21 protein-coding genes are annotated in these 26071 nt (G+C 71.3%); 12 read left to right on the forward strand and 9 right to left on the reverse strand.

All coding sequences use genetic code 11. From position 1 onward, the window contains the following. Nucleotides 1-15: 15 nt before the first annotated feature. Nucleotides 16-1200, reverse strand: a complete 1185-nt coding sequence (locus ABLE68_RS02390) for an acyl-CoA dehydrogenase family protein (protein WP_348869539.1) — start codon at nucleotides 1198-1200, stop codon at nucleotides 16-18. 210 nt (nucleotides 1201-1410) lie between these two features. On the opposite strand from ABLE68_RS02390, the gene ABLE68_RS02395 reads away from it, so the two are divergent. Both ABLE68_RS02395 and ABLE68_RS02400 read left to right on the forward strand, forming a co-directional pair. Continuing rightward, nucleotides 1411-3747 carry a peptidase M6 gene (locus tag ABLE68_RS02395; protein ID WP_348869540.1) on the forward strand — a complete coding sequence of 779 codons (2337 nt, stop codon included), beginning with the start codon at nucleotides 1411-1413 and terminating at the stop codon, nucleotides 3745-3747. Between the two features lie 175 nt (nucleotides 3748-3922). Further along, nucleotides 3923-5722 (forward strand): acetyl/propionyl/methylcrotonyl-CoA carboxylase subunit alpha, encoded by a 1800-nt coding sequence (locus ABLE68_RS02400; protein WP_348869541.1) that lies wholly within the window; start codon nucleotides 3923-3925, stop codon nucleotides 5720-5722. 190 nt (nucleotides 5723-5912) lie between these two features. On the opposite strand, the gene ABLE68_RS02405 is transcribed toward ABLE68_RS02400, so the two are convergent. Continuing rightward, a complete protein-coding gene (locus ABLE68_RS02405) occupies nucleotides 5913-7025 on the reverse strand; it encodes a calcium-binding protein (protein WP_348869542.1) in 1113 nt (370 codons plus the stop codon). A gap of 40 nt (nucleotides 7026-7065) precedes the next feature. Between ABLE68_RS02405 and ABLE68_RS02410 the strand changes: the two genes are divergently transcribed. The 4 genes from ABLE68_RS02410 (at nucleotide 7066) to ABLE68_RS02425 (ending at nucleotide 12967) form a co-directional block, all read left to right on the forward strand. After that, complete coding sequence (locus ABLE68_RS02410; RefSeq protein WP_348869544.1) at nucleotides 7066-7545, forward strand: PH domain-containing protein; 480 nt, start codon at nucleotides 7066-7068, stop codon at nucleotides 7543-7545. Beyond that, nucleotides 7542-9047, forward strand: coding sequence for a PH domain-containing protein (locus ABLE68_RS02415; protein WP_348869545.1), 1506 nt, complete (start codon nucleotides 7542-7544; stop codon nucleotides 9045-9047). Before ABLE68_RS02410 ends, ABLE68_RS02415 begins: the two co-directional genes overlap by 4 nt. A gap of 76 nt (nucleotides 9048-9123) precedes the next feature. Then, nucleotides 9124-9468 carry a PASTA domain-containing protein gene (locus ABLE68_RS02420; protein WP_348869546.1) on the forward strand — a complete coding sequence of 115 codons (345 nt, stop codon included), beginning with the start codon at nucleotides 9124-9126 and terminating at the stop codon, nucleotides 9466-9468. 112 nt (nucleotides 9469-9580) lie between these two features. Then, nucleotides 9581-12967: a pyruvate carboxylase gene (locus ABLE68_RS02425; RefSeq protein ID WP_348869548.1), complete on the forward strand. Its 3387-nt coding sequence runs from the start codon at nucleotides 9581-9583 to the stop codon at nucleotides 12965-12967. Here the strand turns inward: ABLE68_RS02425 and ABLE68_RS02430 are convergent. Further along, on the reverse strand, nucleotides 12964-13488 hold the full coding sequence (locus ABLE68_RS02430; RefSeq protein ID WP_348869549.1) for a helix-turn-helix domain-containing protein: 525 nt from the start codon (nucleotides 13486-13488) through the stop codon (nucleotides 12964-12966). The two genes, ABLE68_RS02425 and ABLE68_RS02430, sit on opposite strands and share 4 nt — an antisense overlap. A 49-nt stretch (nucleotides 13489-13537) precedes the next feature. On the opposite strand from ABLE68_RS02430, the gene ABLE68_RS02435 reads away from it, so the two are divergent. Further along, entirely contained in the window at nucleotides 13538-14704 is a 1167-nt protein-coding gene (locus tag ABLE68_RS02435; RefSeq protein WP_348869551.1) for a benzoate/H(+) symporter BenE family transporter, read from the forward strand. Further along, a complete protein-coding gene (locus ABLE68_RS02440) occupies nucleotides 14701-16188 on the forward strand; it encodes an FGGY-family carbohydrate kinase (protein WP_348869552.1) in 1488 nt (495 codons plus the stop codon). The genes ABLE68_RS02435 and ABLE68_RS02440 overlap by 4 nt, the downstream gene beginning before the upstream one ends. On the opposite strand, the gene ABLE68_RS02445 is transcribed toward ABLE68_RS02440, so the two are convergent. From ABLE68_RS02445 to lpdA, 4 genes are all read right to left on the reverse strand, one after another. Next, nucleotides 16169-17362: a SpoIID/LytB domain-containing protein gene (locus ABLE68_RS02445; RefSeq protein ID WP_348869554.1), complete on the reverse strand. Its 1194-nt coding sequence runs from the start codon at nucleotides 17360-17362 to the stop codon at nucleotides 16169-16171. The genes ABLE68_RS02440 and ABLE68_RS02445 overlap by 20 nt on opposite strands. 91 nt (nucleotides 17363-17453) lie before the next feature. Beyond that, nucleotides 17454-18596 (reverse strand): SpoIID/LytB domain-containing protein, encoded by a 1143-nt coding sequence (locus ABLE68_RS02450; protein ID WP_348869555.1) that lies wholly within the window; start codon nucleotides 18594-18596, stop codon nucleotides 17454-17456. 15 nt (nucleotides 18597-18611) lie between these two features. After that, nucleotides 18612-20012: an NAD(P)H-quinone dehydrogenase gene (locus ABLE68_RS02455; RefSeq protein ID WP_348869556.1), complete on the reverse strand. Its 1401-nt coding sequence runs from the start codon at nucleotides 20010-20012 to the stop codon at nucleotides 18612-18614. A 2-nt stretch (nucleotides 20013-20014) separates the two neighbouring features. Further along, on the reverse strand, nucleotides 20015-21403 hold the full coding sequence (gene lpdA / locus ABLE68_RS02460) for a dihydrolipoyl dehydrogenase (protein WP_348869557.1): 1389 nt from the start codon (nucleotides 21401-21403) through the stop codon (nucleotides 20015-20017). A 59-nt stretch (nucleotides 21404-21462) separates the two neighbouring features. On the opposite strand from lpdA, the gene ABLE68_RS02465 reads away from it, so the two are divergent. Further along, complete coding sequence (locus tag ABLE68_RS02465) at nucleotides 21463-21915, forward strand: gamma-glutamylcyclotransferase (protein ID WP_348869558.1); 453 nt, start codon at nucleotides 21463-21465, stop codon at nucleotides 21913-21915. 92 nt (nucleotides 21916-22007) lie between these two features. Here ABLE68_RS02465 and ABLE68_RS02470 read toward each other — a convergent pair whose 3' ends face one another. Beyond that, nucleotides 22008-22757, reverse strand: coding sequence for a hypothetical protein (locus tag ABLE68_RS02470; RefSeq protein ID WP_348869559.1), 750 nt, complete (start codon nucleotides 22755-22757; stop codon nucleotides 22008-22010). Nucleotides 22758-23137: 380 nt separating this feature from the next. Further along, the gene (locus ABLE68_RS02475; RefSeq protein WP_348869560.1) at nucleotides 23138-23527 is read right to left on the reverse strand and encodes a VOC family protein; all 390 of its coding nucleotides are present in this window, start codon (nucleotides 23525-23527) and stop codon (nucleotides 23138-23140) included. 40 nt (nucleotides 23528-23567) lie between these two features. Here ABLE68_RS02475 and ABLE68_RS02480 point away from each other — a divergent pair, with 40 nt between their 5' ends. Genes ABLE68_RS02480 through ABLE68_RS02490 form a run of 3 tightly spaced genes read left to right on the forward strand, consistent with a single transcriptional unit; the run spans nucleotide 23568 to nucleotide 26062 of the window. Continuing rightward, nucleotides 23568-24359 carry a purine-nucleoside phosphorylase gene (locus ABLE68_RS02480; protein ID WP_425475643.1) on the forward strand — a complete coding sequence of 264 codons (792 nt, stop codon included), beginning with the start codon at nucleotides 23568-23570 and terminating at the stop codon, nucleotides 24357-24359. Nucleotides 24360-24366: 7 nt separating this feature from the next. Next, entirely contained in the window at nucleotides 24367-25008 is a 642-nt protein-coding gene (locus tag ABLE68_RS02485) for a TetR/AcrR family transcriptional regulator (protein WP_348869563.1), read from the forward strand. 25 nt (nucleotides 25009-25033) lie between these two features. Beyond that, complete coding sequence (locus ABLE68_RS02490) at nucleotides 25034-26062, forward strand: zinc-binding dehydrogenase (protein WP_348869564.1); 1029 nt, start codon at nucleotides 25034-25036, stop codon at nucleotides 26060-26062. Nucleotides 26063-26071 lie beyond the last annotated feature (9 nt).

Raw genomic sequence — 26071 nt, forward strand, 5'->3', positions numbered from 1 at the left:
GGTTGAGGTCAACGACTACTCGACCGGCAGGCCCAGTCCCCGCGCGATCAGCATCCGCTGCACCTCGGAGGTGCCCTCACCGATCTCGAGCACCTTGGCGTCGCGGTAGAAGCGGGCGACGGGGTACTCCTCCATGAAGCCGTAGCCGCCGAAGACCTGGGTCGCGATCCGGGTCGCGGCCACCGCGGACTCAGTGGTGTAGAGCTTGGCGACCGCCGCTGCCTGCTTGAACTCCTTCACCGGAGCGCCGGCGTCCTTCATCGCGGCGGCCCGGTAGGTGAGCAGGCGCGAGGCGTGGAGCATCACCTCGAGGTCGGCGATCTGGAAGGCGACGCCCTGCTTGCGGCCGATCGGGCCGCCGAAGGTCTGCCGCTGGCCGGCGTACTCGAGGCTCAGGTCGAGGCAGGCCTGGATGCACCCGACGGCGAGGGCGGCGATCGCGACCCGGCCGTCGTCGAGGGTGGCGAGGAACTGGGCGTAGCCGCGCCCGCGCGTGCCGAGGAGGTTGGCCTCGGGCACCCGGGCGTCCTCGAACGAGAGCGGGTGGGTGTCGGAGGCGTGCCAGCCGAGCTTGTCGTAGGGCTTCTCGGCGGTGAAGCCGGGCGTGCCGCTCGGGAGCATGATCGTGCTGATCTCGGGGCGGCCGTCCTCGCGCTCGCCGGTGCGAGCGGTCACGGTGACGACGCTGGTGATCGACGAGCCCGAGTTGGTGATGAACTGCTTCGCCCCGTTGACCACCCACTCGCCGTTCTCCAGCACGGCCCTGGTCTTGGTGGCACCGGCGTCGGAGCCGGCGCCCGGCTCGGTCAGGCCGAAGCCGGCGAGCTTCGTGCCGGCGACCAGGTCGGGCAGCCAGGTCTGCTTCTGCTCGTCGGTGCCGTAGGTCAGGATCGGGTTGATGCCGAGGCCGACCGCCGCCTCGAGGGTGATGCCCATCGACTGGTCGACGCGGCCGATCTCCTCGATCGCGACGCACAGGCTGGTGAAGTCGCCGTCCTCGCCGGCCCCGCCGTACTCCTCCGGGGCGGTGAGGCCGAAGAGCCCGAGCGCCCCCATCTTCTGGACCACGTCGACCGGGAAGTGGTGCTCGCGGTCCCAGCGCGCCGCGTGCGGCGCGATCTCGGCCTCGGCGAAGTCGCGGACGGCACGCCGGAACTCCTCGTGCTCGCGGGACAGCTCGTACGTCGACGGGGTGGTCATGCGCGCCACCCTAGCCCGTTGGTTAGCGTTTGTTAACCGGACCGGGTGATGGGCATTCAGGCATGAAACGGTTACGGAACAGAAAAACATTCGCCGAACCTCTTGCCAACGAGAAGTTCTCCGGGATTGCATGCCACGGTCAAGCAGGTAGATCTCGGCTACCCGGCCGACGATGCTCCTGCGCCCCCCATGAGCAGAACTGGAGCACGCATGCATCGCAGGTACGGCGTCGTCCTTGGCGCCGCGACGGCAGCGGCCGTCACCGCCGCGCTCTTCGCACCCGTCGGCTCGGCCACCGCCGATCCCCAGGCGGCACGCACGAGCGGACCCGGCGCCACCGCGCTCGGGTCCGACCACCAGGAAGTCGGTCCCGACTACAACAACGGCAAGCCGCTGGCGGCCGCCCCGGGCCTCGAGAAGGCCCTCGACCAGGGCGTGCCCCGCCGGGCCGCCGCCAAGCGCGTGGCCAACGACCCCCAGGTCGGTGACACCCGCAGCTGGCTGGCCAACGACGACACCACCGGCGAGATCTACCGCAAGGACTTCGTCCTGCGCGGCATCGGTGACCACATCCAGGTCTGGGTCGCGGCCGACACCACGTTCCCGGCGGGCGACTGCCGCAACGACCTCGGCCTGACCGACGTCACGGACGCTCAGGTCGACAGCTTCATCCACGAGTTCGACACCAACATCTACCCGAAGGAGTCGGCGTCCTTCTCGGTGCCGCCGAGCCTCGACGGGACCAACAACCTGATCCCCGGCCCGAAGCCGGAGAGCGCGCCTGACTACTACCAGGTGTCCCCCGACCAGGCCGACGACATCGTCACGCTGGTCGACAACGTCCGCGACGCGAACTACTACGACCCGTCCACCCCGGACGGCCAGACGTTCATCGCGGGCTTCTTCTACTCGACGTTCAACCAGTACCTCGACCGCAACATCATGACGATCGACGCGAGCGACTGGCTGCACCGGACCGGCGACAACCCGCCGGACGACTCGGCCGACCCGGCGTACATCGAGTGCGCCAAGTCGCAGGGCTACACCCGGCCCTACGGCGCGCCGCACGCGCACGACTACGAGGGCACCTTCGCCCACGAGTACCAGCACCTGCTGGAGAGCTACGTCGACGCCGACGAGACCAGCTGGGTCAACGAGGGCCTGTCCGACTACGCCCAGTCGCTGGTCGGCTACGTCGACACCACGCTGCCGCCGACCGCGCCTGACGCGGACTCCCACATCGGCTGCTTCGAGGGCTACCTGCCCGAGAGCTACGGCGGTGCGGAGAACTCCCTGACCCTCTGGCAGGACCAGGGTGGCCCGGAGGTGCTGTGCGACTACGGCGCCGCGTACTCCTTCATGATGTACCTCTACTCGCACTACGGCGAGAAGTTCATGAGCGCGCTGCACCGTCAGCCGGCCAACGGGATCAAGGGCCTCAACAAGGTGCTCAAGCAGTTCGACGCCCCCAAGGGCGGCAAGCAGACGATCCACGACTGGATGGTCACCATGGCGCTCGACTCGGCGATCGACAAGAGCGGCAAGGTCAACGGTGGGTCGAAGAAGTTCTTCACCGCCTCCGACCTGAACGCGTCGATCAACTGGGGCAACACGCAGTCCTACGACAGCCCCGGCGCCCCGCCGAACGGCGCGGACTACGTGCGGCTCGGCAAGCCCGGCCACTGGCTCAGCGCGAACAAGATCGACCGGATCAGCTTCAAGGGCGGCAAGACGCTCGCCCCCGAGAAGGTCGAGTGGAGCGTCGACAGCACGCCGCCGGACGCCACCACCGAGGACACCACCTGTGGTGCCGTCGAGGACGGCACCGGTGCGACCGCGCTGTACGCCGGCTGTGGCGAGAACCTGGACCGCTCCATCGTCCGTCCGGTGACCGTGCCGGCCGCTGGTGGCACGCTCTCGTTCCAGGCGCTCTGGGACACCGAGGAGGGCTGGGACTTCGGGTTCGTCCAGGCCTCGACCGACGGTGGCAAGACCTGGAAGTCGCTCTCGACCGAGGACACCACCGACGAGCACGACCCCGGTGCCGTGAGCAACGTGGTGGCCGAGATGCCGGGCTTCACCGGTGACTCGGGCGAGTGGAAGACCGAGAACGCCGACCTGTCGGCGTACGCCGGCAAGAAGATCCTGATCGGCTTCCGCTACATCACCGACCCGGGCGTCAACGAGTCCGGTTTCTGGGTCCGCGACATCCACGTCGGGGGCACCACGCTGCCGAGCGACTCGCTGGCCGGCTGGAAGACCATCACCCAGGTGGTCCCGGTCTCCGTCCCGGACTGGACGGTGCAGCTCGTCGGCATCGCCGACAACAAGGTCACCTGGTACCACAAGCTCAAGATCGACAAGTCCTTCGAGGGCTCGATCAAGGGCAAGGACCTCCAGAAGGCCCTGGGCGGCAAGAAGGCGACCACGGTGGCGGCCCTCGTCACCATGGACGACCCGAGCGAGTCGATCACGCAGTACGGCAAGTACCAGCTGACGGTGAAGGCACCGCTCGTCGTCGGCAACCGCACCACCGCCGGCCGCTGACCCAGCGACCGCGGAGCACCACCTGATCCGGCCCTGCCCGGGACGACTCGTCCCGGGCGGGGCCGGACCCAATTTCCACAAATGCGACATGGGCCACACCGGACGCGAGGTTCGCTCCGGTCGGCCGGGCGGTAGCCTGCCCGGCGGAGATCGAACCGATTGAGCGGAGTGTTCAGTGCCGGAGAGCAAGGGCCCCGAGGTCAAGCAGCTGCAGAAGGTCCTCATCGCCAACCGCGGGGAGATCGCTGTCCGCGTGATCCGCGCATGCAAGGACGCAGGCATCGGGAGCGTGGCGGTCTACGCCGAGCCCGACCGCGACGCGCTGTTCGTCCGGCTCGCCGACGAGGCGCACTCCCTCGGCGGCGCGACTCCCGCTGACTCCTACCTCGACATCGCGAAGATCATCGCGGTGGCCGAGAAGTCCGGCGCCGACTCCGTGCACCCGGGCTACGGCTTCCTCGCCGAGAACGCCGACTTCGCGCAGGCTGTGATCGACGCCGGCCTGATCTGGATCGGCCCGCCGCCGGCCGCGATCGAGGCGCTGGGCGACAAGGCCAAGGCCAAGCACATCGCCGTGAAGGCGAACGCACCGCTGGCGCCCGGCACCAAGGACGCGCTCAAGGACGCCGAGGAGGCCGTGAAGTTCGCGGAGGAGAACGGCCTCCCGATCGCGATCAAGGCCGTCTTCGGCGGCGGTGGTCGCGGCCTCAAGGTCGCCCGCACGCTCGAGGAGATCCCCGACGCCTTCGAGTCGGCGGTCCGCGAGGCCGTCAGCGCCTTCGGTCGCGGCGAGTGCCTGGTCGAGAAGTTCCTCGACAAGCCGCGCCACGTCGAGACCCAGTGCCTCGCCGACCAGCACGGCAACGTCGTGGTGGTCTCCACCCGTGACTGCTCGCTGCAGCGCCGCAACCAGAAGCTGGTCGAGGAGGCGCCTGCGCCGTTCCTGTCCGACGAGCAGCTGAGCGAGCTGTACGAGTCGTCCAAGCGGATCCTCAAGGAGGCCGGCTACTACGGTGCCGGCACCTGCGAGTTCCTGGTCGCCCAGGACGGTTCGATCTCGTTCCTCGAGGTCAACACCCGACTCCAGGTCGAGCACTGCGTCTCCGAGGAGGTCACCGGCATCGACCTGGTCCGCGAGATGTTCCGGATCGCCGCCGGCGAGGAGCTCGGCTACGGCGACCCGGAGATCCGCGGCCACTCGATCGAGTTCCGGATCAACGCCGAGGACGGCGGCCGCAACTTCATGCCCGCCCCCGGCACGCTCTCCGCGTGGTCCCCGCCGCAGGGTCCGGGCGTCCGCGTCGACGGTGGCTACGAGAACGGCGAGACCATCCCGGGCTCGTTCGACTCGCTCATCGCCAAGCTGATCGTCTCGGGCCGTGACCGCACCCAGGCGCTCGAGCGCTCGCGTCGCGCCCTCGACGAGTTCGTGGTCGACGGCATGCCGACGGTCATCCCCTTCCACCAGGCGGTCGTGCGCGACCCGGCGTACGTCGGACCGTCGAACCCGTCCGGCGAGGGCTCGTTCGACGTCTACACGCAGTGGATCGAGACCGACTTCGACAACCAGATCACGCCGTACGCTGGGGACGCGGGCGAGGCGGAGGAGGCGGGCGAGCGGCAGACCGTGGTCGTCGAGGTCGGCGGCAAGCGGCTCGAGGTCGTCATCCCGGGCGGGCTGGGCGGCCTGTCCGCCGGTCCGGCCGCGAGCACCAAGAAGGCCAAGCGCGCCGGCGGCAAGAAGGCCGGCGCCAAGGTCAGCGGTGACGCGGTCGCGAGCCCGATGCAGGGCACGGTCGTCAAGGTCGTCGTCGAGGAGGGCCAGGAGGTCGCCGAGGGCGACACGATCGTGGTCATCGAGGCGATGAAGATGGAGCAGCCGCTCAAGGCCCACAAGGCCGGCACCGTCACCGGCCTCCAGGCCGAGGTCGGCGCGACCGTGGGCAACGGCGCCGTGATCTGCGAGATCAAGTGAGCTGCCCCGGCCTGAGCGTGCGAAGGCCGGGGACCAGCAGCCAGGTCGAGTAGCCGCGCGGCTGAGGAACGAAGCCGCGACCGGCGTATCGAGACCACATCACCGGTCTCGATACGCTCGCTGGCGCTCGCTACTCGACCAACGAGCCGCGCTCGCTGGCGCTCGCTACTCGACCACCGAGCCGCGTTCGCTACTCGACCACCGAGGGACGCGTGCAGCCCTGCACGTGGATGCCGGCCCGGTTCTCGCACGTCCAGGTGACGGCCGCGCCGAGGTAGAGGTCCTCGACCCCCAGGACCCGTCCCCAGAAGGTGTCGTCGCCGGAGTGGACGGTCTCCGCGCGACCGTCGAAGGTCGCGTCCAGCGGGCGACCGCCCGCGCCGGGGCGCTCGGGGCCGAGGACCTGGCCGGTGTCGTCGCCCGGCCCGCCGTCGAGCACGAAGCCCGGCTCGGCCGGGAACCACACGACCACCTCGTCGTCGCCGTCTCCGCCGGAGACCTCGCTGGGGCCGCCGCCGGTCTGCCAGACGGTGTCGTCCCCCGGACCGCCCTCGAGGTCGTCCGTGCCGGCGAAGGCCTGCAGGAAGTCGCGGCCCGGACCTCCGAGCACCGTGTCGTCGCCGGACGTGTGCCGTCCGCTCTCCCGGTCCGCAACCAGGTCGTCGGCGCCGCCGAGCCCGACGACCCGGTCGTCGCCGTCGTTGCCGACCAGGTAGTCGGCCGCGCTTGTCCCCGAGATGACGTCGTCGTGCGCGGAGCCCTCGACCGCCAGGGGGTAGCAGCCGTCGGCGGGGCACGGGCGCGGCGGCAGCACGATGGTGTCGCTGCCCTCGCCGGTCGCGGTGCCGGCCGCCAGGTCGACGGTCACACCCGTCTGCGCGCGCCGGAAGTCGACGACCCCGTAGGAGCCGTACTCGACCCAGCGGTCGTCGCTCCCGACGGCGAGCCGGTCGTCACCCGGCCCGCCGCCGAGCACGTCGGAGACGAAGTAGGTGCCGCCGCGGTCGGAGTGCCGGGCGTCGCGCTGGCCGTAGAGCCGGTCGTCGCCCGGGCCGCCGCGCAGCGTGTCGGCGCCGTCGCCGCCGCAGACGATGTCGTCGCCGTCGCCTGCATCGACCCGGTCGTCGCCGCGACCGGCCACGATCACGTCGTCGCCCGGCGTCCCGGTGAGGTGGTCCCGGCCCGGCGTACCGACGATGGTCGCCGCGTGGCCGTGGCAGTGCGGGACCGCGGCCGCGTGGGCGGCCGGCACCGCGACGGTGGTCGCGGCGAGCAGAACGAAGGCTCCGAGACGGGTCAGCACGTTCACAGAGAAGGGACGCCCACCGGCTAGTTTCGGTTGCATGCGACTTCGGGAGCCGAGCCAGCGGGTGAGTCCACGCGCGCGGACGATGTGGATGCTCACCGCGGGCCTCGAGGGCATCATGCTGCTCGCGGTCCTGGTCGTGGTGGGACCGCTGACCGACTGGATCCCCCTCCCGTGGTGGACCGTCGTGGTCGCCGCGCTCGTGGCCGTGGCGTACGTCGTGACCGTGCCGCAGTGGCGCTACCTCGTGCACCGGTGGGAGGTGACCGAGACCGCCGTCTACACCCAGACCGGCTGGTGGGCCCGGGAGCGTCGGATCGCGCCGATGTCGCGGATCCAGACCGTCGACCACGTGGAGGGAGCGATCTCCCGCCTCTTCGGGCTCGCGACGGTGACGGTGACGACGGCCTCCGCTGCCGGCGCACTGGAGATCGCCGGCCTCGAGCGCGACCGGGCGCTCGCCCTGGTCGACGAGCTGACGATCCGGGCCGACAGCGTGGCGGGCGACGCCACGTGACGACACCGCAGACAGTGGACCGGGAGCTGGCCGACTGGCAGCGGCTCGACCCCCGGATGCTGCTGGTCTACCCGGTCAAGGAGCTGATCCGGTTCCTCCCGGTCCTGATCGGGCTCTTCCTCGCGGGGACCGCGTCCGGCAACGCCGGCGACTGGTGGCACGGGCTCGGCGTCGCCATCCCGGTCTCGCTGGGCGTGCTGCGCTACTTCACCACGTCCTTCCGGATCGCCGCGGGTCGAGTCGAGCTGCGCCGCGGGCTGGTCAACCGGCACCTGCTCTCGACGCCGCTCGACCGGGTCCGCACCGTCGACGTCACGGCCTCACCCATCCACCGCGTCCTGGGGCTGACCTCGGTCCGGATCGGCACCGGCACGGCCTCCACCGACGATGACGACCGGATCGACCTGGACGGACTACCCGTCGAGCGGGCCCGTCAGCTGCGCACCGACCTGCTCCTGCTCGGCGAGACCGCGGACGACACGGGCACGACGGACACGACGACCGCTCCGGTCGAGCCGCTGGTGCGGTTCGACCCCTCGTGGGTGCGGTTCGCGCCGCTGACCAGCTCGGGTCTCGTGATCGCGGCGGGTGTGCTCGGCGCCGCCATGCAGGGCATCAACCTCGCCGGCGGTCTCCAGCGCTTCGACCCCGAACGGGTCGCGAACGACGCAGCGGGCTGGTCGGTGTGGATCGCCGTACCCCTGGCCCTGGCCGGGCTGCTGGTGATCGTCACCGGGCTGTCGATCGGCGGCTACCTGGTCACCAACTGGGCCTTCGAGCTGTCGCACACCGGGTCTGCTCGCCGCGGGGCTTGGCACCTGCGCCGCGGCCTGTTCACGACACGGGAGACCACGCTCGACGACGAGCGGGTCCGCGGCGTCAGCCTGGGCGAGCCGATCGGGCTCCGTCTGGCGCGCGGCGCCCGGGTGTCGGCGATCGTCACCGGGCTCGGCAGCAAGGACTCCGGGAGCTCGATCCTGGTGCCACCCGCACCCCGTGCCGTCGTCGAGCGGGTCGCGGGGCTGGTGCTGCGCACCAGCGCCCCGCTCGAGGCGCCGTTGACCGGTCACGGTCCGCGCGCGCGGACCCGCCGCTACACCCGCGTCCTGTGGCCGACGCTCGCCCTGCTGCTCGCCGTGGTGGCCCTGGTCGTCTGGGCCGACCTGCCGCCCTGGACGCTGGGCATCGCCGCGCTCGCCGTACCCGCCGCCCTCCTGCTCGCCCGGGACCGGGCGGACGCCCTGGGCCACGGCCTCGTCGAGCGCCACCTGGTCGCGCGGTCGGGCAGCATCGACCGACGCCGCGAGGTCCTGCAGCTCGACGGGGTGATCGGCTGGAACCTGCGCTCGACCTGGTTCCAGCGGCGAGCCGGGCTCACCGCCCTGGTCGCGACGACCGCCGGCGGGCGGCAGTCGGTCACCGTCATCGACGTGCCCGAGCCCGCCGCCCTCGCGCTGGCGCAGGAAGCCCATCCGCACCTGTTCGACCAGTTCCTCCTCTGACGGGGCCCCGCTGACGTACGTTGGACGCGTCAGCGAGTGACTCGGCACTCACCGCTCCGCTCCAGGGAGGGTGTCCATGCGCCGGCTTCGCCGCCCCCTCACGTTGATCGCTGCCCTCGTCGTGACGCTCGACCTGTGGGCCGCCCTGCCGTCCGCGACCGCGATGACCGCACCGAGGTCCACAGCGGAACAGGGCAGCGGCTGCTTCGTGCCCCAGCTGCACGGGCTCCGGATCCCCACGGCCAAGATCGAGCTCGAGTGGGCCAACTGCAGCCTCGGCAAGGTCACCTACAAGCACACCGGCCGGCGGTTGCGCGGCGTCGTGATCGCGCAGTCGAAGGCTCCCGGCACGTACGCCGTCGCCCTGAGCCCGGTCGGCATCACCGTCGGGAGCAAGCGGGACGGCCAGCGCGGCCACTGACGGCCGACGCTGCCACTCGGCGGCGTTACGGCCGCGTGACGGCTGGGCTACGGCTCGTCTCGCAGGAGGTCGGGCGCTCGGATGCCGGGCGAATCACTTATAGCGTGTCCGCATGTTCTCCAAGGTGCTGGTGGCCAACCGTGGCGAGATCGCGATCCGTGCGTTCCGCGCCGCCTACGAGCTCGGTGCGCGCACGGTCGCGGTCTTCCCCTACGAGGACCGCTGGTCGGAGCACCGCCTCAAGGCCGACGAGGCCTACGAGATCGGCGAGCGCGGGCACCCGGTGCGGGCCTACCTCGACCCCGAGGCCATCGTCGCGACCGCGCTGCGGGCAGGTGCGGACGCGGTCTACCCCGGCTACGGCTTCCTGTCCGAGAACCCCGCCCTCGCCGAGGCGTGCGCCAACGCCGGCATCACCTTCGTCGGCCCGACCTCCGACGTCCTCGAGCTGACCGGCAACAAGGCCCGCGCGATCGCGGCCGCCAAGGCCGCCGGCGTACCCACGCTCGCCTCCGTCGAGCCGTCGACGGACGTCGACACCCTCGTCGAGGCGGTCGCGGACCTGCCGTACCCGCTCTTCGTGAAGGCGGTCGCCGGCGGCGGCGGCCGCGGCATGCGACGCGTGGAGTCGCCCCGGGACCTCCGCGAGGCCGTCGAGACCTGCATGCGCGAGGGCGAGGCGGCGTTCGGCGACCCGACCGTCTTCATCGAGCAGGCCGTCGTCGAGCCGCGCCACATCGAGGTCCAGATCCTCGCCGACGGCGAGGGCAACGTGATCCACCTCTTCGAGCGCGACTGCTCCGTGCAGCGGCGCCACCAGAAGGTCGTCGAGATCGCCCCGGCCCCCAACCTGGATCCCGAGCTCCGGGACCGGATGTGTGCCGACGCCGTGCGCTTCGCGAAGGAGATCGGCTACCGCAACGCCGGCACGGTGGAGTTCCTGCTCGACCCGAACGGCAACTACGTCTTCATCGAGATGAACCCGCGCATCCAGGTCGAGCACACCGTGACCGAGGAGGTCACCGACGTCGACCTCGTGCAGTCGCAGCTCCGGATCGCGTCGGGCGAGACCCTCGCGGACCTCGGCCTCTCGCAGGACTCGATCGTGCTGCGCGGCGCGGCGCTCCAGTGCCGGATCACCACCGAGGACCCGGCCAACAACTTCCGTCCGGACACCGGCGTGATCACGACGTACCGCTCCCCCGGCGGCGGCGGCGTGCGGCTCGACGGCGGCACGGTCTACACCGGCGCCGAGGTGTCGGCGCACTTCGACTCGATGCTGGCCAAGCTCACCTGTCGCGGCCGCACCTTCGAGAAGGCCGTCGAGAAGGCCCGGCGCGCGGTGGCGGAGTTCCGCATCCGCGGCGTCTCGACGAACATCCCGTTCCTCCAGGCGGTGCTCGCCGACCCCGACTTCGCGAGCGGCCACGTCACCACGTCGTTCATCGAGACCCACCCGCAGCTGCTCCAGGCCCGCGGCACGGGCGACCGCGGCAGCAAGCTGCTCAGCTTCCTCGCCGACGTCACCGTCAACCAGCCGTACGGCGAGGCGCCGGTCAGCCTCGACCCGGCGACCAAGCTGCCCGACGTCAACCTCGACGTGCCGGCGCCGGACGGCAGCCGACAGCTGCTGCTCAACGTCGGTCCCGAGGAGTTCGCCCGGCTGCTGCGTGCGCAGAAGGACGTCGCGGTCACCGACACGACCTTCCGCGACGCCCACCAGAGCCTGCTCGCGACCCGGGTCCGCACCCGCGATCTGCTGGCCGTCGCCGGCCACGTCGCCCGCACGACTCCCCAGCTGTGGTCGCTCGAGGCGTGGGGCGGGGCGACGTACGACGTCGCGCTGCGCTTCCTGTCCGAGGACCCGTGGGAGCGGCTCGCGTCGCTGCGCCAGGCGGTGCCCAACATCTGCCTGCAGATGCTGCTCCGCGGCCGCAACACGGTCGGCTACACGCCGTACCCCACCGACGTCACGAACGCCTTCGTCGAGGAGGCAGCGGCCACCGGCATCGACGTCTTCCGGATCTTCGACGCCCTGAACGACGTCGAGCAGATGCGCCCGGCGATCGAGGCCGTGCGGGCCACGGGGACGGCGGTCGCCGAGGTCGCGCTCTGCTACACCGGCGACCTGTCGGACCCGGACGAGACGCTCTACACGCTCGACTACTACCTCGAGCTCGCCGACCGGATCGTCGACGCCGGCGCCCACGTGCTCGCGATCAAGGACATGGCCGGCCTGCTGCGGGTCCCGGCCGCGAAGACCCTGGTGACCGCGCTGCGCGACCGCTTCGACCTGCCGGTGCACCTGCACACCCACGACACCGCGGGCGGCCAGCTCGCGACGCTGCTCGCCGCGATCGACTCGGGTGTCGACGCCGTCGACGCCGCGACCGCCTCGATGGCCGGCACCACGTCGCAGCCGCCGCTGTCCGCGCTGGTGTCGGCGACCGACCACGGTCCGCGCGAGACGGGGCTGTCGCTCTCCGCGGTCAACGCACTGGAGCCCTACTGGGAGGCGACCCGGCGGATCTACGCGCCGTTCGAGTCCGGCCTCCCGTCGCCGACCGGCCGCGTCTACCGCCACGAGATCCCGGGCGGCCAGCTCTCCAACCTGCGTCAGCAGGCCGTGGCCCTCGGGCTCGGCGAGAAGTTCGAGCAGATCGAGGACATGTACGCCGCCGCCAACGACATCCTCGGCAACGTCGTGAAGGTGACGCCGTCCTCGAAGGTGGTCGGCGACCTGGCCCTGCACCTGGTGGCGGCCGGCGCCGACCCGCAGGAGTTCGCGGAGGACCCGGGCAAGTTCGACATCCCCGACTCCGTGATCGGCTTCCTGAGCGGCGACCTCGGTGACCCGCCGGGTGGCTGGCCCGAGCCGTTCCGCACCAAGGCGCTCGAGGGCCGCAGCCACAAGGCGCCGTCCGAGGACCTGACCGACGAGCAGCGCGACGGTCTCGCCGGTGGCAGCCCCTCGCGGCGCCGTACGCTCAACGAGCTGCTCTTCCCCGGCCCGACGAAGGAGTTCGCCGAGGCCCGCGCGAAGTACGGCGACGTCTCGGTGCTCCCGACGCTCGACTACCTCTACGGCCTGCGACGCGGGGACGAGCACGAGGTCGAGATCGAGGAGGGCAAGACGCTCATCCTCGGCCTGCAGGCGATCAGCGAGCCCGACGAGCGCGGCTTCCGGACCGTGATGACGACGATCAACGGCCAGCTGCGCCCGGTCAACGTGCGTGACCGCAGCGTCGCCTCCGAGGTGGCCACCGCCGAGAAGGCCGACACCGCGAAGCCCGGTCAGGTCGCAGCTCCCTTCCAGGGCGTGGTGACGATCGTGGTGTCCGAGGGCGACACCGTCGCCGCCGGTGACACCGTCGCCACCATCGAGGCGATGAAGATGGAGGCCTCGATCACCGCCCCGGTCGCCGGCACCGTCGAGCGGATCGCGCTCTCGGGCACCCAGGCCGTCGAGGGCGGCGACCTGGTGCTGGTGCTGTCCTAGGTCGGCGTGACGATCACGTTGATCGCGCGAAGGTCGGTGTCGCCGGTCGCGGTGTAGCGGTGGGGTACGTCGGCCGGCCAGGCCGTGTGGCCGCCGGTCGGGACGTCGACCGACTCCTCGGCGTACGTCACCCGGCACGAGCCCGCCAGGACGACCAGCTGCTCGACCACCCCGCGGGTGTGCGCCGGCGACGACCGGGTGACGCCGGCGCCCACCTGCAGCAGCCAGACCTCCGAGGTCGTCTCCTCGGTCCGTTCGGTGTGCAGCAGCACGGTCCGGAAGCCCTCGTCCGCGACCACGCTCCCGTCGCGGAAGTCGACCAGAGACGCGAGCGGCACGCCGAGCGGACCGGCGAGCGCGTAGAGCGTGTCGAGGGTGGGGTTGCGGCGGCCGGTCTCCAGCTCGGAGAGGGAGCCCTTGCCGATGCCGGCCTCGGCCGCGAGCGCGGATAGCGACAGCCCGCGCTCGGTGCGCAGCGCCCGGATCCGGGCGCCGACGGCGATACCCGGTTGACTGGCCATGGCGTCCTCCCGCTACCCTCGCGTTCTGTTTACAGAACGGAGTCTAGCCATGACCGGCGAGCACCAGGGCACCCCCGTCGTCGCGGGGATCGTGACCGCGGTCGTCGGCTCGAGCAGCTCGTTCGTCGTCGTGCTCGCGGGTCTCACTGCCGTAGGGGCCACCGCGACGCAGGCCGCGTCCGGCCTGCTGGTCCTGCTGGTCACGCAGGCGCTCGGCATGCTCTGGCTGAGCGTGCGGCACCGCACCCCGATCACGCTGGCGTGGTCGACGCCGGGGGCCGCGCTGCTCGTCGCGACCGGCACCGTGGCCGGCGGCTGGCCCGCCGCGGTCGGCGCCTTCGTGGTCACCGCCGGGCTGATCCTGCTGACCGGGCTGCTCCCCTGGCTCGGCGACCTGATCGCCCGGATCCCGACCTCGCTCGCCCGGGCGATGCTCGCCGGCGTCCTCCTGCCGCTGTGCCTCGAGCCCGTGACCGGGCTCGCCCATGCGCCGGCGTACGTCGGGCCCGTGGTGCTCGCGTGGCTGGTCATGCACCGGATCTCGCGACGCTGGGCGGTGCCGGTCACGCTGGCGGTCGCCCTGGTCGTCGTGCTGGTGACGTCCGGCGACTCGGTGTCCGCCGGCGACCTGCTGCCGTCGATCGCGTGGACGACCCCGCACTGGACGGTGGCGGCAGTGGTCAGCATCGCGGTCCCCCTCTACGTCGTCACCATGGCGTCGCAGAACGTGCCGGGCGTCGCCGTGATGGCGAGCTACGACTACCCCGTGCCGTGGCGCGAGACGATGGCGGTGACCGGGATCGGCACCCTGGTCGGTGCGCCGTTCGGCGGCCACGCCATCAACCTCGCGGCGATCACCGCGGCGATGACGGCCGGCCCGATGGCCGGACCTGACCGGAGCCGGCGCTGGATCGCCGCGACGACCGCCTCGGTCACCTACCTGGTCCTGGCGCTCGCCTGCGGCGCCCTCACCGCCCTGGTCGCCGCGGCACCCGGGCACGTGATGCAGGCCGCCGCCGGCCTGGCCCTGCTCGGCACCCTCGGCGCGTCGCTCGCCGGTGCGCTCGCCGACGAGGAGGGGCGCGAGGCCGCCGTGGTCTGCTTCCTCGTCGCGGCCTCGGGCATCACCGTGCTCGGTGTCGGCTCCGCGTTCTGGGCCCTGGTCGCCGGCCTGGTGCTGCGGCCGATGCTCCGGGCGCCTACGGTTCGACCATGACCCGGGCCGTCGTCGGCGTCGACATCGGCACCTCCAGCAGCAAGGGCGTGCTGGTCGGCCTCGACGGCGCCGTGCTGCGCCAGGCCACCCGCGAGCACGCCGTCGACCGTCCGCGTGCGGGTCACGTCGAGATGGACGGCTCGGTGTGGTGGGACGAGCTGGTCTCGATCTGTCGCGAGCTGGTCGCCGACGCGGCCGCCGAGGTCGTCGCCGTCGGGGTCTCCGGGATGGGGCCGTGCGTGCTGGTGACGGACGCGGACGACGTCCCGCTGCGGCCGGTGATCCTCTACGGCGTCGACACCCGGTCCACGGCACAGATCGACCGCCTCACCACCGAGCTCGGTGCCGACGAGATCCTGGCGCGCTGCGGTTCCGTGCTCACGTCGCAGGCAGTCGGCCCCAAGCTGGCCTGGATCGCGGACGAGGAGCCGGACGTCGCCGACCGGGCCCGACGGCTCTACCAGCCGAGCTCCTGGCTCGTCCGCCGGCTGACCGGCAGCTACGTCCTCGACCACCACACGGCGAGCCAGTGCACCCCGCTGTACGACGTGCACGCGCAGGAGTGGTTCGAGCCGTGGCACCGTCTGGTCGCACCCGGGATCGAGCTGCCGCCGCTCCACTGGCCCGGCGAGGCGGCCGGCACCGTCACCCCCGAGGCCGCGGCCGAGACCGGTCTGCCCGCCGGCATCCCGGTCACCACCGGCACGATCGACGCCTGGGCCGAGGCACTCAGCGTCGGGGCGCACGGCGTCGGCGACCTGATGCTGATGTACGGCACCACGATGTTCCTGATCCACACCGTCCCGGAGCCCCTGACCCACCCGTCGCTGTGGGGGACGGTCGGCGCGCTGCCCGGTACCCGCAACCTCGCGGGCGGCATGGCGACCTCCGGAGCCGTGACGGCCTGGCTGCGCGACCTGGTCGGCTCACCGTCGTACGCCGACCTGCTCGGGGACGCGGACCGGTCCGGCGTCGGGGCGCGGGGGCTGCTGATGCTCCCCTACTTCGCCGGTGAGCGGACGCCGATCCTCGACCCCGACGCACGGGGCGTGGTCGCCGGACTGACCCTGTCCCACACGGCAGGAGACCTCTACCGCGCGGCGCTCGAGGCCACCGGGTTCGCCGTACGCCACAACGTCGAGGTGATCGAGGCGGCCGGCGGCGACGTCCGCCGCGTGGTCGCCGTCGGTGGCGGCGTCCAGGGCGGTCTCTGGATCCAGATCGTCTCGGACGCGACCGGGCTCACCCAGGAGGTCCGGACGGTCAGCGTGGGCGCGAGCTACGGCGGCGCGCTCCTCGCGGCCCAGCTGATCGCAGACGTCTCGATCGACACCTGGAACCCGGTCGACCACGTCGTCGAGCCGCGGCCCGAGGCCGCCCGGGAGTACGACGTGCTGTACGACCTCTACGGACGGCTCCACGCCGGGACGGTCGACGTCGCCCATGCCCTGGCGCGACGGCAGGTCAGCGCGCCGCGACCTTGAACGTCAGCCAGGTCGACCGGAGCCCGAGCATCGAGCGGAACGTGTCACCGGAGACGGTCACCTTGCCGCTGCTGCCGGTCAAGGTGATCGAGGTGACCCGGCCTCCCCAGGCGCCGTTGCCGTCGCGGCCGGTGACCGCGATCCTGGCGAGGTTGCCGAGGGACGGCCAGGTGCGCTCGACCTGTCCGTCGTCGACCTTCAGCGTCCAGGTGTGGACCGGGTTGCCGGACCAGCCGTCGTACGGGTCGCGCTTCGCGGGCAGGTAGGACACCGACCCCGCCGAGGTCCAGCCCCCGCTGCTCGACGCGAACTGCGTGAACGCCGGCTCACCGCCGGCGAGCAGGATCTGGTGACGGGTGGCGTCGACGGCGTCGTTGGAGGCGGGGTACTCCGCGTCGTACCCGCCGTAGACCTGGCAGGAGGACGTGTCGCAGATCTGGTACGCCGAGGACTGCGGGTGGTTGCGCTCGTACGACGCGTACGTGCGGGCCGCGACCGCCTGGGCCTGGACGGCCGCCGGGCTCCACGAGGCGGGAATCTCGAGCGGCACGACGCCCCTGAGGTAGTTCTCCAGGCTGACCAGGTTGACCGTCACCCGCTCGCCGGACGCCATGTCGGCGGCCACGATCCGACCGCGGTAGGCACGGTCGCCGGACGGCGTGACGAGCCGGATCGGGTCGCCGCCGGCGCGGAAGTCGCCCTGCCCGTCGAGCACCTTCCAGGTGTGCCACCGCTTGGTCAGGTAGGCGACCTTCGTGACGCCCCGAGCCGTCGCGATCCGCCACTGCCTTGCGCCGTTGTCGGGCAGCTCGGTCTTGCCCTTCACCGCCGAGTCGTGGACCGCGAGCCCGCTCCGGGGACGGACGACGACGTCGTCGGAGGTGTCGGCCGTCAGCAGCACGGACACCTTGCCCTTGCTGGCTCCCCAGCTGGTCCCGGGGTAGTAGAAGTCGACGATCTGCTTGGCGGTCAGCCCGTCGCGGGCCGCCCCCTCGGCGCCGTACTGCGACATGCCGTGGCCGTGCCCGAAGCCGCGGCCCTTGATCGTGATCGAGGAGTCGCCGGGCACCGTCCAGACATCGCGGGACACGGCGTCCGCGGGCGCCGCGAGGCCCCCGCCTGCGCTCAGGGTCGCGACCAGCGCGACGGAGACGAGGGCCGAGAGAGAGCGCATATCCTCAATCGCATCACGCGTCACACCAGCCCCGCAACGGATCCCTGTGAACTACAGATCTGTAGTTCACAGGTCCCTGTCAGGACACCCGTCAGGAGACCTGGAACAGCGTGGTCCGCAGGCCGAGGAACGACCGCAGCGCGCTGCCCGTCGTGACCTGCGAACCCTCGGTGCCGTTGATGCGGACCGAGGTCACCCGGCCGCCCCACGGACCGTTGCCGTCGCGCTCGAGCACCTCGACCGAGACCAGGTCGCCGAGCCCGGTCCAGTGCCGGGTCACCTGGTCGCCGGTGAACGTCGTGGGGTGGGGATCGCCGGGGTAGCCGTGGTCGTAGGGGTCGGGCTCGGCGACGAGGTAGGGGTAGCCACCGTCCACGCTGTAGCCGGCGTTGCTGGCCGAGAACTGCGCGAAGGCCGGCGCGCCGTCGTACGTCACGATCCGGCCGGCGGTGGCCTCGACGGCGGCGTCGGTCGTCGAGACCTCCGCGTCGGCTCCGCCGTACACCTGGCACTCGGCGGTGTCGCAGAGGTCGTAGGCGCGACCGGACGCGACGTTGCTGCGCTCGAAGGCGGCGTAGGTGCGGGCGGCCACGGCCTGGGAGCGGAGCGCGGCCGCGGGCCACGACGAGAGGACCTCGCGGGAGAGGACGCCGCGGACGTAGGTCTCGAGGCCGAGCACGTTGACGACGCCCGACGACGTCGAGCGGAGCGTGCCGCGGTAGCGGGCTGCGCCGATCAGCGTCATCACCTTGCCGCCGGCGGTGAACTCGGCGTCACCGGTGGCGCGTCTCCAGCCGTGCCAGGCGCCGGTCTTGTAGGCGAGGCTGGTGTGCGTCCCGTCGCGCATGATCCGCCAGCGCTTCACCTGCTTGCCGTCCCGCTTCGCGGGGAGGGTCCAGGTCTTGCCGGGTCCGGGCGCGTGGGCCCTCAGGCCGGGCTGGGCGGTGACCACCAACGGCCCGCTCGGGGCGCCGGTGAGGAGCACCCGGATGGTGCCGCCGGCCGTCCCCCACTGGGTCTCGGGGTAGTAGTGCTCGACGATCTGCCGGTAGGTCTGGCCGTCCTGGGCACGGTTGCGTGCGCCGTACTGCGAGAGGCCCTTGCCGTGGCCGTTGCCCATCGTCGAGATCGTCACGCTCGCGGGCTCGCGGTGCGGCGCGACCGCCGTGGCCGGAGCAGCGGTCGCGACGAGGAGGCAGGCGGACGTGAGTACGACGAGTCGCCGCAGCAGCATGGTGTCTCCCGAGAGTCAGACGTGGTGGAGCCGGCGGGCAGCCTCCGCGATCGAGCCGCTCATCGACGGGTACACCGTAAACGCCTGGGCCAGCTGGTCGGCCGTCAGCGACTCCGCGACCGCGATCGACACCGGGTGGATCAGCTCGCTCGCCCGCGGTCCGACCACCACTCCCCCGACGACGATGCCGGTGCCGGGACGGCAGAGCAGCTTGACGAAGCCGTCGCGCACGCCCTGCATCTTGGCGCGGGGGTTGCCGGACAGCGGGAGCACCACGACCTCGGCCTGCATCTCGCCGGCGTCGACGGCCTGCTGCGACCAGCCGACCGTGGCGATCTCCGGTGCGGTGAAGACGTTGGACGAGACCTTCTTCAGGTCCAGCGGGTGGACCGTGTCGCCGAGGAAGTGCCACATCGCGATCCGGCCCTGCATGGCGGCGACGCTGGCGAGCATCAGCACGCCGGTGCAGTCGCCGGCGGAGTAGACCCCGCGGGCCGACGTACGCGAGACGCGGTCGACGTAGACGAAGCCGCCCTCGTTGAGGATGACCCCGGCCTCCTCGAGGCCCATGTCGGCGGTGTTGGGCACCGAGCCGAGCGCCAGGATGCAGTGGGAGCCCTGGACCGTGCGGCCGTCGGTGAGGGTGACCGTGACGACGTCGCCGTCGCGGGTGACCGACTCCATGCGCGACTTGGAGAGCACGTTCATGCCCCGTCGGGTCAGGACGTCCTCGAGCACCTTCGCGGCGTCGGCGTCCTCGCCGGGGAGCACGCGGTCGCGGCTGGAGACCAGCGTGACCGGGATGCCGAGGTTGAGGTAGGCGCTGGCGAACTCGGCGCCGGTGACGCCCGACCCCACCACGATCAGCTCGGTCGGTGTCTCGGTCAGGTCGTAGACCTGCTCCCACGTGAGGATCCGCTCGCCGTCGGGCTGGGCGGTCGGCAGGGTGCGGGGCGACGCGCCGGTCGCGAGGAGCACGGCGTCGGCGCGCAGGATCTCCTCGCTGCCGTCGGACTTCGAGACCCGCACCCGGTCGGGACCGGCGAGGCTGCCGCGGCCCTCGATCAGCGTGACGCCGTCGCGGGTCAGGCGGCGGCCGATGTCGGTGGACTGGTCGCTGGCGAGCTGCTTGACGCGGGTGTTGACGCGCCCGAGGTCGACCCGGATCGCGGTGGCGGCATCACCCTCGGAGTCCTGGAAGTTCACCCCGAGCTCGGCGGCCTCCGAGAGCTCGCTCATGACCTCGGCGGTCGCGATCAGGGTCTTGCTGGGGACGCAGTCGGTGAGGACCGCGGACCCGCCGATCCCGTCGGTGTCGACGATGGTCACCTGGGCGCCGAGCTGGGCGGCGACGTGGGCGGCCTCGTAGCCGCCGGGGCCACCCCCGATGATGACGACCCTGTCGGTGGCGGCCATGGTCACAGGTTGATCATGTGTCCGGCGATGCCTTCGATGGCTTCCTTCATCGCCTCGGACAGCGTCGGGTGGGCGAAGACGTTGCGGGCCACCTCGTCGGCGGTGAGGTCCCACTGCTGGGCCAGCGTCAGCGCCGGCAGCAGCTCGGTGACCTCGGGGCCGATCATGTGGGCGCCGACGATCTCGTTGTACTCCGCGTCGGCGACGATCTTCACGAAGCCGACGCCCTCGGCCATGCCGCGCGCCTTGCCGTTGGCGGAGAACGGGAACGTCGACGTCTTCACGTCGTACCCCTTCTCCTTGGCCTGCGCCTCGGTGTAGCCGAAGGAGGCGATCTGCGGCTGGCAGAACGTCGCGCGCGGGATCATGTCGAAGTTGATCTCGACGGTCTCGGCGTCGGCGATCGTCTCGGCCGCGACCACGCCCATCGCCTCGGCGGTGTGGGCGAGCATCAGCTTGCCGGTGACGTCGCCGATCGCGTAGATGCCGTCGACGTTGGTGCGGCCCCGGGCGTCGACCTCGATCGCGCCGCGGTCGGAGACCTTCACGCCGGCGTTCTCGAGGCCGTAGCCGTCGATGCGCGGGGCGAAGCCGAAGGCGGCCAGCATCTTGTCGGCCTCGAGGACCTCCGAGCTGCCGTCCTTGCTCACGGTCACCTTGACGCCGGAGCCGGTGTCCTCGACGTTCTCGACCTTGGTCGAGAGGAGGACCTTCACGCCGAGCTTCTTGTACTGCTTGAGCAGCTCCTTGGACACGTCGGCGTCCTCGGTCGGCACCATCCGGTCGAGGAACTCGACGATGGTCACGTCGACGCCGAAGTTGGTGAGGACGTAGGCGAACTCGACGCCGATCGCGCCGGAGCCGCCGATGATGATGCTCTTCGGGAGGCCGCTGTCGAGGATCTGCTCCTCGTAGGTGACGACGTTGTCGCTCTTGCTCATGCCCGGCAGCATCCGGACCTTCGCGCCGGTGGCGATGATCAGGTTGTCGAACGTGTAGGACTGCTTGTCGCCGTCCTTGTCGACCTCGACCTCGGTCGGGGACTTGATGGTGCCCCAGCCGTCGATCTCGGTGATCTTGTTCTTCTTCATCAGGTAGTGGACGCCCTTGGCGCTGGCCTCGGCGACGCTGCGGCTGCGCGCGTGCGTCGTACCGAAGTCCATGGTCGCGTCGCCGCTGATCCCGAAGGTGTCCTTCTCCTTCGTGATGATGTGGGCGATCTCCGCGTTGCGCAGCAGCGCCTTGGACGGGATGCACCCGACGTTGAGGCAGACGCCGCCCCAGTACTTCTCCTCGATGATGCCGACGGACTGACCCAGCTGTGCTGCGCGGATCGCGGCGACGTACCCACCGGGGCCGGCACCGAGGACGAGAAGGTTGAAGTGGCTCACGCCGCTCAGCCTACTGACGTGAGCGAGGCCACACCCAGTCGCTCCACTACTCTGCTCGCGTGACGCTCTACGCCGCCTACGGGACGAACCTCGATCCCGCCCGGATGAGCGACCGCTGCCCCCACTCGCCGCTCTCCACGACCGGGTGGCTGCAGGGCTGGCGACTCACCTTCGGCGGCGAGGAGCACGGCTGGGACGGCGCGCTCTCGACCATCGTCGAGGACCCGATCGACCAGGTCTTCGTCGCGATCTACGACGTCACGCGCGAGGACGAGGCGGCCCTCGACGGCTGGGAGGGCGCCGACCTCGGGCTCTACCGCAAGACCCGCGTGCGCGTCGCCACCCTGACCGGCGAGGTCGTCGTGTGGACCTACGTGCTCGATGCGTACGAGGGCGGGCTCCCCTCCGCGTCGTACCTCGGCGTCCTCGCCAACGCCGCCGAGGCCGCTGACGCTCCCGACGACTACGTGGCCGCTCTCCGCAGACGGCCCTGCCGCTCCATCGAGATGTAGGCGCTGCATGGATCCCCGGTTCACCGGGGATTCGGTTGCTTGTCGGGGTTTGCAAAGGCCGACAAGCGCATGAAGTCCTCGAGGAGTTGAGCCTAGGCCGCCGTTTCGGCCGGGAAGAGGAACGACCGGATCAGGGCGGCGGTCCGCTCCGGGTGTGCGAGGTCGGACCAGGTGAGACGAAGGCATCTCCACCCCATCAGCCGGCAGATGTCCTGCTCCCGCTGCTTCTCCCGTACGACGACATCGCTCGCGCGTTCTCCGGGCCTCAGCAGCTTCTCGTACTTGACCTTGCCGTCGAACTCGAGGAAGACGCCGAGCTCGGGCCAGGCGAAGTCGACTCGGGCGAATACCCGCCCCGAGGCGTCCAGCACCTCGTACTGGGGTTCCGGTAGGGGGATCTTGTTGGAGAAGCAGAGGTGGTAGGTCCGAGTCTCCCCGACCGACTCGATCCGCGGATCAGCCAACCGGAGCACCAGGTCGGTGATCAGCGTGTTGGGCCACTGATTCATCCGCTTGTAGCGCGGTGCGATCTCATCCAGGGTCGTGAGCCCCACGTGAAGCAGGTGGTTGACGACCACCAGGCTCTGCTCCACATCGGCGATCGCCGTCGTCTCGATGACGAGCCGGGTCGGGGACATGACGGGCACACCGTTGCGCATGACGACGTCACCCGGCTCGATACAACCTGCATGCTGACGAACACCGGCTTCACTGCGCCCGATCTTGCCGTCGCGCCTGGTGATGTGGACCTCCCCGAGGTCGATCTCCCAGATCGGGACATCAAACTCCAGGAGCCCGCTGACGTGCGACAGGACGGCTTCCGACTTCGCCTGCTTGAGCACAGCGCGGGCTCGTACCGAGTGGCGTCCGTTCTCATCCAAGCCGGTCCAGAGCGGCCCTGCGACGTACGCCCCTCGCCGCGGCTTGGCGAGCACTCCGTCGCGGACCAGGACGCCGAGCGCCCGATCGGTGTACCCGTTGGCGACGTACTCGCGCCGAAGAGTCACCTGGGTACGCCGCGGGTCCTCGGGCGGCCACGGGCCGGGTGGCTTCATCATGCTTCGGGTTTTGCCCTGTGCACGCGGACCCGACGCAGCGACCCAACATGCCTGTGGATGACGGCGGATCGACCGAACTTCCCAGGGATTTCATACGGTTCCCAGGGGTTGCAAAGGCCGACAAGCGACCGAATCCCCGGTAGACCGGGGAATCTCCGCCATTCCTACGCCGGCGGCACCGAGTGGCAGACCGCCTCGACGTTGTTGCCGTCGGGATCGCGGACGAAGGCGCCGAAGTAGTGGTCGTGGTACTCCGGGAAGTGGCGGGGTTCGTGGAGGACCTCGGCGCCGAGGGAGACGGCGGCGTCGAAGAAGGCCCGTACGTCGTCAGCGGACGTCGCGACGAAGGCGACGTGGACCTCGCGGTTCGGGCCGGAGGACGGGCCTTCGCCCGGAGGCTGGGTGCCGATCCAGAAGTCGGGCTTGTCGCGGCCGTAGCCCAGCGCGACCTCGAAGTCCATGAGCCGCGAGAAGCCGAGGACCCCGAGGACCTTGTCGTAGAAGGCCGCGGACGCGGCCAGGTCGGCGCAGTTGATGCCGAGGTGATCGATCATCGGGCCATCGTGCCGTAATAAGGTCGGCCGGGTGAACGACGTGAGCCCGTACGCCCTGGCCGACCAGGCCGCCGCCCGACTCGCCGAGCTGACCGGCGTCGCCCAGCACGACGTGGCCCTGGTCCTCGGGTCCGGGTGGCTCCCGGCGGTCGACGCGCTGGGCGAGGCGACGGCCGAGATCAACACGACCGACCTCCCCGGCTTCAGTGCGGCGGCGGTCGCGGGCCACTCCGGCAAGATCCGCTCGATCAAGGCGGGTGACAGGCAGCTGCTCGTCTTCCTCAGCCGCACGCACTACTACGAGGGCAAGGGCGTCGCGGCGGTCGTGCACGGCGTGCGTACGGCGGCCGCAGCCGGCTGCCGCGCGATCGTGCTGACCAACGGCTGCGGCGGCCTCAGGGAGTCGTGGACGCCGGGCACCCCGGTCCTGATCAGCGACCACATCAACCTGACCGGCAAGAGCCCGATCGAGGGCGCGAACTTCGTCGACCTCACCGACCTCTACAGCAGCCGGCTGCGCGCGATGTGCCGCGAGGTCGAGCCGACGCTCGACGAGGGTGTCTACGTGCAGTTCCCCGGCCCCCACTACGAGACGCCGGCCGAAGTGCGCATGGCCGGCGTCATCGGGGGGAATCTGGTCGGCATGAGCACCACCCTCGAGGCGATCGCCGCGCGCGAGGCCGGGATGGAGATCCTCGGCATCAGCCTCGTCACCAACCTGGCCGCCGGGATCAGCGGCGAGCCGCTCAACCACGCCGAGGTCCTCGAGGCCGGCAAGGCGGCGGCGTCACGGATGGGTGCACTGCTGGGACGGATCGTCCCCCGGATCTGATGACCACGTGACCACGACGGACGCCGCCCTGACCCGTGACCGCCTCGTCGAGGCGGCGACCGAGGCGTTCGCCGAGGCCGGTGTCTTCAACGCCTCCCTGGTCGAGATCACCCGGCGGGCCGGGCAGCGCAACCGGGGCGCCGTCCACTACCACTTCGGCTCGCGCGAGGGCCTGCTCGTCGCCGTCCTCGAGCAGCACGCCGACTTCCTCGCCGAGCGCGAGGGCGAGCTGCTCGCCCTCGCGCGTACGACGCCAGAGGGCGATCTCGGCTCCGTGCTCGAGGCGATCGTCCGCCCCGCGGTCGAGCTGGCCGAGACCGGTCCTTCCGGCCGGCGCTACCTCGTCATCGTCGGCCAGCTCGTCGAGGAGTACGACCGGCTCGAGCCCCAGGTGTCCGCGGCGCTCGAGGCCACCGGCGGGGCTGCGGTCTACACCCTGCTCGAGCAGCGGATGCCGCGCCTGGACGACGCCCTGCGCAACGAGCGGCTCGCCCTGATCACCAGCTTCATCCTGCGCTCCGTCGCCGACCGGGCCCGCGCCGTCGAGCGCGTCCACCCGGGGCGCGCGCAGCTGCCCACGGAGCAGTTCGTGACCAACCTGGTCGCGATGGCCGCCGGGATGGTCACCGCGCCGTCCATTGACGCCTAAAACTCCCTCTTAGTACGGTCCGGCCATGAAGGCAGTCCGCGTCCTGCAGCACGGCGACCCGTCCACCGCCATCGAGGTCCGCGACGACGTGGAGGTCCCCGAACCGGGGCCCGACCAGGTCCGGGTGGCGGTCGCGGCCGCGTCGCTCAACTTCGGCGACATCGCCCGCTGCCGAGGCGGCGTCGCCGCGGTGATGGCGCAGCCGCCGTTCACGCTCGGCATGGACGTCGCCGGGGTGGTCGAGGCCGTGGGCCCGGGCGCCGAGGAGTGGCTCGGCCGCCGCGTGGTCGGCATCTGCCCCCAGTCCCTCGGCGGGCTGGCGGAGCGAGCGCTCGCCGGCCCGGTCTTCGACGCCCCACCCGAGCTCGACGACGTCGAGGCAGCGGCGTTCACGCTGCCGTTCCACATCTCCTACCTCGCGCTCCACGAGCGCGCCGCCGTGCAGGCGGGTGAGACCGTCGTCGTCCGCGGCGGCGCGAGCGCGGTCGGCACCGCCGCGATCCAGCTGGCCGTCGCCGCCGGCGCCCGGGTCGTCGCGATCGCGGGCGGACCCGAGAAGACGCGGCTCTGCGCGGATCTCGGGGCCGAGGTCACCATCGACCACACCAGCGACGACCTCTTCGACGCGATCATGGACGCCACCGGCGACCGCGGCGCCGAGGTGATCTTCGACCCGATCGGCGGCGAGCAGACCGAGACCCTGTGGACCTGCGGCACCCGCGGCGGCCGCTATCTCGCGGTCGGCTTCAACGACGACCCGGAGTCGGGCCTCACCGGCCGTCCGCTGCGCAAGCTGTCGATGGCCAACCTCTCGGTCCTCGGCGTCCTGCTCGCCTACCTCGAGGTGCCCCGCGACTTCCGCCGCTTCGGCATCAACCCGTTCCCGCCCGAGACCGGCCGCCGCGTGCACGCCGCGCTGCTCGAGCTGGTCGCCGCCGGGAAGGTCCGACCGGTCGTCGGCCGCACCATCGGGCTCGACCAGGTCGCCGGCGCCCTGGAGGACCACGCCGCACGGCGTACGGCGGGGCGCACCGTGGTCCACCTCGCAGGCTAACCTCTGCCC

The sequence above is a fragment of the Nocardioides pollutisoli genome, assembly GCF_040045055.1.
GTDB lineage: Bacteria > Actinomycetota > Actinomycetes > Propionibacteriales > Nocardioidaceae > Nocardioides > Nocardioides tweenelious.